Below are 7,631 nucleotides of genomic sequence, written 5' to 3' on the forward strand. Positions count from 1 at the left end.
TCGAAAGCGCAGGGGTCGCGGTGCGGATGCCGGCGAGTTGGCGTCTGAACCGCCCCGCGCGTGCGCAAGTCAAGGCGACGATCGGGGGGCGCGCGCCATCTCAGATGGGGATGGATGCGTTGCTCGACTTCCGGATGGAGGTGACGCTCGATGGTGAAAAGCTGTCGGCGGCCGAAATCAAGCGGCTGCTCGCGCAGTCCGACGGCCTGGTCCTGGTACGCGGCAAATGGGTCGAGGTTGACCACGAGCGTCTGCGCCGGACGCTCGATGAATTCGAAGCGGCCGAACGGCGTGCCGCCAGCGAGGGCCTGTCGTTCGGCGAGGCAATGCGCATGCTGGCTGGCGCCGAGATTGCCGGGAAGGACTCCGGCGGACACGCGGATGTCGACTGGAGCCAGACCGTAGCGGGTCCGTGGCTGGCGGAGACATTGGCGGCCTTGCGCCGCCCCGAGGGGCTTGCTCGGATCGATCCGGGCAAATCCCTTCACGGCTCATTGCGGCCGTATCAGCTGGCGGGTGTGCAATGGCTCTACCTGCTCATGCAGCTCAGGCTTGGCGCCTGTCTCGCTGACGACATGGGCCTCGGCAAGACCATTCAGGTCCTGTCGCTTCTGCTCGTGCTGAAGCGTGAGACCAAAGACAGGCCACGGCCATGTCTCCTGGTGGCTCCGGCTTCCCTGCTCGCCAATTGGGTTGCGGAAATTGCCCGATTTGCGCCAGACCTCAAGGCGCGCGTGGCCCACCCGTCGGCTGCGCCAACCGAGCAATTGCACGCGAACGAGGCCGGCGATCCGGATGCAGGCATGCTGGCTGACACGGACCTGGTGATCACCAGCTACGGGTTCCTGGCACGCTCGCCTTGGCTGACGGCCGTGCCGTGGCGATTGGTCGTGCTCGACGAGGCGCAAGCCATCAAGAATCCGGCCGCCAAGCAGACCAAGACGGTCAAGCAGCTCCGGGCCGATACCCGCATTGCGTTGACCGGCACGCCCATCGAGAATCACCTCGGCGACCTCTGGTCGATCTTCGACTTCATCAATCCCGGATTGTTGGGATCGTCGAAGCAGTTTTCGTCCTTCGTCAAAGGCCTCGCCGATCGGCCGCACAATCCCTACGGACCGCTCCGCGATCTGGTGCGGCCCTATATTCTGCGACGCCTGAAGACCGACAAGAGCGTCATTGCCGATCTGCCCGACAAGACCGAGGTGAATGCCTTTTGTTCCCTGAGCCGCAAGCAGGCGGCGCTCTACCAGCAAGCGGTGGAAGAGCTGGCACGGCGGCTCGAGGACGTCGAGGGGGTGCAGCGAAAAGGCCTGGTGCTCGCCCTTCTGATGCGGTTGAAACAGATCTGCAACCATCCGTCGCAATGGCTCGGCGACGGAGCATGGGCGGAGCGGGACAGCGGAAAATTCGAGCGGCTGCGTGACATCGCGGAGGTCATGGCCGACCGGCAGGAGAAGGTGTTGGTCTTCACCCAGTTCAAGGAGACGACGGCGCCGCTGGCGGCATTCCTGGGCTCCATCTTCGGGCGGGCCGGTCTCGTCCTGCATGGCGAAACCGAGGTCAAGAAGCGCAAGGACCTCGTGCGCCGGTTCCAGGACGACGAGAATGTCCCGTTCTTCGTGCTCTCCCTCAAGGCGGGCGGCGCAGGGCTCAATCTTACCGCCGCCTCGCATGTCGTTCATTTCGACAGGTGGTGGAATCCGGCCGTCGAAAATCAGGCGACCGACCGGGCTTTCCGAATCGGGCAGACGAAGAACGTCCTTGTGCATAAATTCATTTGCCGGGGCACCGTGGAGGACAAGATCGATAAGTTGATCGAATCGAAGAAGCAACTTGCCGGGGATCTCCTCGGCTCCGCATCCGACGTCGCGTTGACCGAGATGAAGGACGAGGAGCTGCTGAAACTCGTGGCCCTCGATCTGGACGCAGCGACAAGGGAAGCGCGCGGATGAGCTACTACGATTGGCCGCCTTACGTCCCGGTGGCGGTGAAACGGCGACAGGCGGAACGCGAACTGGCCAAGCTTCGGAAACGGGGGCAATCCGTTGCCCCGGTGACGATCGAGGGCCGCACGATTGCCAAGACCTTCTGGGGCAAGTCGTGGTGCGTCAACCTCGAACGCTACAGCGACTATGCGAACCGGCTGCCGCGGGGCCGAACCTATGTCCGCAACGGTTCCGTCCTCGACCTGAAGATTGCGAAGGGTGAGGTCGCAGCGATGGTCGCGGGTTCTTCGCTCTACAAGATCAAGATCGCGATCACCCCCGTCACGGCGGCGCGCTGGAGGGCCATCTGTCGGGATTGCACGGGCGCGATCGATACCGTGATCGAATTGCTGCAGGGGCGTTTGGCCAAGGGAATCATGGACCGGGTCTGCCGCGAGGGCGACGGCCTTTTTCCGTCGCCCGAAGAAATCAAGCTGTCATGCAGCTGCCCGGACTGGGCAGGCATGTGCAAGCACGTTGCTGCGGCGCTCTATGGCGTTGGTGCCAGACTCGACGAAAAGCCAGCACTTCTTTTCGTTCTGCGTGGCGTGGACGAGAACGAGTTGCTCGCCGGTGCCGGACAAGACCTCGTGCGAACCAAAGCCGTGCCCGGCACGGCCAAGCTGCTCGATGACAGCGATGTTGCAGCGCTGTTCGGGCTGGAGATGGCCGAGTCCGCGACTTTCGATGCCCACGCATCCCGCGCGCCGAAGCGGCACCGGGGATCGCGGACATCGAGAGGGAGCACGGTGCCCGTCGCGACAAGCGCATCGGCGGCGAAGAAGAGCAAACCGCTCCCTGCGGTTCGGAAGAAGTCCGGGCGCAAGGCAACCTCTGCCGGCACCGCCACGGAACGCGCACGACGCGGATCCTCTACGCGAGGCCCGAAGAGGTCGCGAACCTGATCTGCTGCGTCTGCTCGAAGGCATCGAGTGCCACCAACGGCGCCGCGCTCCGCGTCGATGGCGGGATCGTCACCAATCCGTTCTGAAGCCGGGCGGTCTCGCGCTCAACCCTCCCTGCGCCGTCACCGCCCCCTGGCCGGAATCTTCTCGAACGGAACGTCGCGGTCGACGCGGATGTCGCCGGGCAGCCCCAGCACGCGCTCGGCGATGATGTTGCGCATGATCTCGTCGGTGCCGCCGGCGACGCGCTTGCCCGCGGCTTCGAACAGCATGTGCGAGAAGCGACTGCTCGCCGGGCCGCTCTCGCCGTTCGTGACGACGCCCATCGGCCCCTGCAGCGATAGCGCGAAGGCGGCGATCTCCTGAGACATGGATGCTGCGACGATCTTGCCGATCGAGTTCTCCGGTCCCGGCCGCTCGCCGCGCGACAGCGCGGAGATCGCCCGGTAGACGGTGTATTTGAGGCCGCTCGCGCGTGTCGCCCAGGTCGCGAGCTTCGAGCGCACCATCTTGTCGTCGATGGCGAGGCCGCCGTCCGGCAACTCGGTCGCCATGGCGAAGTCCACGAGCTCGGGCACGCCGGTCATCAGGCGGGCGCCGATCGAGAGCCGCTCGTTCATCAGCGTCGTCATCGAGACGTTCCAGCCGTCATTGACCTCGCCGAGGCGCTGCGCGTCGGGGATGCGCACGTCGGTGAAGAACACCTCGTTGAATTCGTAAGTGTGGCTCGCATCCTTGATCGGCCTGACCTCGACGCCTCTGCTCTTCATGTCGATGAAGAACATGGTGAGGCCCTTGTGCTTCGGCCTCGCCGGATCGGAGCGGGCGAGCAGAATGCCGTAGTCCGCGATATGGCCGACCGTGGTCCAGATCTTCTGGCCGTTGACGACCCATGCGTTGCCGTCCTTCACCGCGCGCGTGCGCAGGCCGGCGAGGTCGGAGCCCGCGGCGGGCTCGGAGAAGAGCTGGCACCACACTTTCTCGCCGGAGGCGATCGCCGGCAACAATTGCCGGCGCTGCGCGTCTGAAGCGAAGGCGATCAGGGTGGGGCCGGCGATGTGGTGGCCGACGCGGAACAGCCAGGACAGCCGGCCATAGCCGCCTTCCTCCTGGTCGAAGATCACGCGCTCGATCGGGGTTGCGCCGCGACCGCCGAATTCGACCGGCCAGGCCAAGCACGCCCAGCCCGCCTCGGCCTTGCGCTTCTGCCAGATTTTGGAGGCGCGCAGCATCCGCGCCGAGCCCTCGACGAGGTCGCCGGTCGCTTCCGCCTCGCAAAATTCCGCCAGGAGGTCGTCGGGCGCGTTCTTGCCGATCCAGTCGCGGACGACCGCACGGAACTCCGCTTCCTGTGGCGTGTCGTCGAAATTCATTTCCGCTCCCCTGGGCCCCGCACCCTAGGGAAGGCCAGGGAAACCCGTCGTTGATCTGGCGCAAATCGCGCCCGGCCGGGTTCACGCCGGCGCCCGCTGCTTTCAACGCCGCCCGGCCGGGGTTACACTCCGCAAGCAAATCGATCGGGGTCAGCCTGCAGGACAGCTTCATGACGGGCCAGCTCAGCCGGCGTGACGCATTGTTGCGGACGATGGGGCTCGCGGCCGCAGGTTTGCTCCCTGCCGTCCCCGTGCCGGGCCGGGCCGCGGTGGCGCTGAAGCCGATGCGCGGCGGCAGCATCGACGGCGCCCTGCAGAAGAGCGTCGGCGCCGGAGCGATCCCCGGCGTGGTCGCCATGGCCGCAAACGGGCAGTCGGTGCTCTACGAGGGCGCGTTCGGCCTGCGCAGCAGCGCGGGCGAGGCGCGGATGTCCACGGACACGATCTTCCGCATCGCTTCGATGGTGAAGCTCCTGACCTCGGTCGCGGCGCTGCAACTCGTGGAGCAGGGCAGGCTGCGGTTGGACGAGCCCGCCGCCGATGTCGAGCCGGAACTCGCCTCGATCGAGGTTCTGACCGGCTTCGATGCCAAGGGCGTTCCGCAACTGCGCCCGGCCGGACGCCCGGTCACGCTGCGCCAATTGCTGTCGCACACCTCCGGCTTCAGCTATCTGCTCTGGGACCCGAAGGTCGTACGTTACATGAAGGTCGCGCGTGCCAACAAGGCGCTGCCGCGGATGCCGCTGATGTTCGAGCCCGGAGCCAGATGGGCCTATGGCGGCAGCCTCGACCGCGTCGGCCGGATGGTGGAGATATCGAGCGGCAAGGGGCTCGACCGCTATTTCCGCGATCACATCACGGGCCCGCTCGGCATGAACGACACCGTGTTCACGCTGGACGCGAAGCAGCGTGCCCGTGAGGCGAGCCTGCATGTGCGGGACGCAAGCGGAAAGCTCGTGGCGCAGCCGCCGGAGAAGCCGGTCGGGCGCAAGGTGTTCTCGGGCGGCGGCGGCATTTATTCGACCGCGCCGGACTATTTGACGCTGCTGCAGGCCTTGCTCAACGGCGGCAGCCTGCGCGGCGCGCGCATCCTCGAGCCGGAGACGGTGGCGCTGATGTCGGCAAACCAGATCGGCAATCTGGAAGCCGGCATTCTCAGGACGACGAACCCTGCGCTGTCGAACGACGTCGATTTCTTCCCGGGCACCCATCTGCGCTGGGGGCTCGCCAACATGATCAATCTCGATCCGGTCGCGGACGGACGCCGCGCCGGCAGCCTGACCTGGGCCGGCCTGTTCAACACCTATTACTGGATCGACCCGACGATGCGGGTCGCAGGCGTGCTCATGATGCAGATCCTGCCCTTTGCCGACCATGAAGCGCTCAGGGTCTATCGGCAGTTCGAGCATGCGGTCTGCCGCGCGCTGCGGCAGGCCTGATCGGCGCGTCAGGTGGGCCAGCGGCCGCCTTCGAGGCGAAACGTCCAGCCGGCGGCCGTGCTTGCGGCTTCGATGGCGTCGCGCACCTTGGCGCAGTCGAGCGCGCCGCCGCCACCGACCGAGACGTCGTGCCGTTCGCCGGCGCGCTTCCAGCCGCTCGCCGTGGTCGTCTCCACCGTCATGGTCGGCGGCGGGATGCCCCAACTTGTCTCGACCACGGCCTCGCGAAAATGCACGGTGCGGTCGGGCTCGTCGAGGCGGCAGGACATGCGGTAGGTGACCTTGCGGCCGCCGAGCCACCACTTCGCGGCGATGGTCTCGCTCTCGCCGCCGAGGTCATGGGCGCTCTCGGCGCGCACGGTGAGACCGGCCGCCGCCGCCTGCCGCTGCAACTCGGCGGCGAGGTCGCGTTCATTCGCAGGATTGCCCATCTGCCTCTCCCGTTGATCGCGGGGCAACTCACCATCGCGCCATGAGCTGCAGCCGGTAGTAGTCGAAATCGCGGCCTCCGGCATCGCGGATGTACCGGCCGGCATAGATGTGGGCATAGAGCGCGTGGAGCTGGAGAAACCGGTTGATCTGCCAGGTCATGTCGACCTGACCGATCTGTGCGACGTCATGCGCGGTCGATCCCTTGGCCGTGATCAGCGTCCCGATCGGACCGTAGACGGAATCGGCGACTGCGACCTTGCGCACGACGTTCCAGTTTGCGCCGAGCACCAGGCCGGGCGCCACGAACAGCTGGGCGTAAGGTTGGATGTTGGTCACGTTCGAGGCCGAGATCAGCGACATTTCCGAGATCACGCTCGCGGCGGGATAGGCGCCGGTGAAGTTGTGAAACGAGTTGCTCTTCAGATCGTCGTCGCCCGACGCGAAGTGAGTCCGCACGCCCAGCTTGGGCGTGACCTGGCGGCCGAGAAGGCTGTGCGGCGCGAACCGGTAGCCGAGATCCCCGAACGCGCCGAGCGCGGAGATCGCTGCCGTGCCGAACCATCCCCATTGATAGGTCGCCTCGCCGATCAACTCGAAACCCCGTAGCTGGGACGCGATCCGGGCGCCCCCGCTCCATCGATCCTCGGCCGCAGTGCCCCGGGCATAGGTCGCGCGCGCTTGCCGCCTTCCATAGACGTAGGTGTCGATCGTCACCGGCAGGTCGAAGGCGTTGCGAATCACGGCGTAGCCGCCGCGGAAGAACTCGCTGTTCAGCGTATCGTCGTCGAACAGCCCCGACATGATGTTGACGGGGTGCGCGGCGAAGGCGCGCAGGCTCAGCGTCCGGTCGTTGTATTCGGCGAGGAAACCGTCGAACGACCGCCGGATGTTGGTGGGGTCGCGGACCGCCAGCCAGCGGGAGTCGCCGAGATAAAGCTCCTCGCGGCCGGCCCGCAGCATCGCGTTTCCGGGACCGAGCGGCAGCACGACGTCCACGAACCCCTGGCGCAGGTCGGGCGCGCTCTGGTCGTAGGCTCGTTGCACCGGGCGGCCGTTTTCATGCGCGGTGTCGACCTGGACGAAGGCGCGGAAAGCCCGCCCGACATGCAGGTCGAAATCCAGAAACAGCCGTTCCTGGTTCGACGCCCAGCTCGATCCACTCTTGCCAAGCCCGAACAGATAGGGGCTGTAGCCGTCGAGCCGGTAGCGCGCTTCGCCGCCCAGCGAAAGCCAGGCGCCCGGCAATCCCGGCAAGGGAATGTATTTGAGCCGCTCCCACGCGTCGCGCTGCGGCTTGTTGGCGAGATAGGAATAATCTTCCTGCCAGCGGTAGAGACGGAAAGGTTTCGCCTGGGTACTCTCGACAGCGGCGGACTCGCTGCTCTCCTCGTCCTCCTGCGCGCGGGCCGGCGCGGCAAGCAGGGCGCAGAGCGCCACCGAGGCGATCAGAGCGGCGCCGAGCGCGCGGGCGATCGGTCTTGGACAGAACAACGC

General features: G+C 66.3%; 6 protein-coding genes and 1 pseudogene. 4 read left to right on the forward strand and 3 right to left on the reverse strand.

The features are described 5' to 3' along the window. The 3 genes and pseudogenes from KGM94_RS21555 to KGM94_RS21565 form a co-directional block, all read left to right on the forward strand. Nucleotides 1-1,955 (forward strand): DEAD/DEAH box helicase (locus KGM94_RS21555; protein WP_300263900.1); only part of this gene is annotated, 1,955 nt, incomplete at its 5' end. Beyond that, the gene (locus KGM94_RS21560) at nt 1,952-2,893 is read left to right on the forward strand and encodes an SWIM zinc finger family protein (protein ID WP_300263902.1); all 942 of its coding nucleotides are present in this window, start codon (nt 1,952-1,954) and stop codon (nt 2,891-2,893) included. The genes KGM94_RS21555 and KGM94_RS21560, both read left to right, overlap by 4 nt. Continuing rightward, nucleotides 2,854-2,979: pseudogene (locus KGM94_RS21565) on the forward strand (oxidoreductase); the annotation flags it as partial. The gene KGM94_RS21560 and the pseudogene KGM94_RS21565, both read left to right, overlap by 40 nt. 36 nt (nt 2,980-3,015) lie before the next feature. Here the strand turns inward: KGM94_RS21565 and KGM94_RS21570 are convergent. Beyond that, nucleotides 3,016-4,266 carry an acyl-CoA dehydrogenase family protein gene (locus KGM94_RS21570; RefSeq protein ID WP_300263904.1) on the reverse strand — a complete coding sequence of 417 codons (1,251 nt, stop codon included), beginning with the start codon at nt 4,264-4,266 and terminating at the stop codon, nt 3,016-3,018. 170 nt (nt 4,267-4,436) lie between these two features. Here KGM94_RS21570 and KGM94_RS21575 point away from each other — a divergent pair, with 170 nt between their 5' ends. After that, the gene (locus KGM94_RS21575; protein ID WP_300263906.1) at nt 4,437-5,705 is read left to right on the forward strand and encodes a serine hydrolase domain-containing protein; all 1,269 of its coding nucleotides are present in this window, start codon (nt 4,437-4,439) and stop codon (nt 5,703-5,705) included. An 8-nt stretch (nt 5,706-5,713) separates the two neighbouring features. Here the strand turns inward: KGM94_RS21575 and KGM94_RS21580 are convergent, their stop codons facing one another. Continuing rightward, on the reverse strand, nt 5,714-6,136 hold the full coding sequence (locus KGM94_RS21580; protein WP_300263908.1) for a hypothetical protein: 423 nt from the start codon (nt 6,134-6,136) through the stop codon (nt 5,714-5,716). Nucleotides 6,137-6,164: 28 nt separating this feature from the next. Beyond that, nucleotides 6,165-7,631, reverse strand: a 1,467-nt coding sequence (locus KGM94_RS21585) for an alginate export family protein (RefSeq protein ID WP_300263910.1), incomplete at its 5' end; no start/stop codon positions are given.

This window comes from Bradyrhizobium sp. (assembly GCF_028868675.1).
Classification (GTDB): Bacteria; Pseudomonadota; Alphaproteobacteria; order Rhizobiales; family Xanthobacteraceae; genus Bradyrhizobium.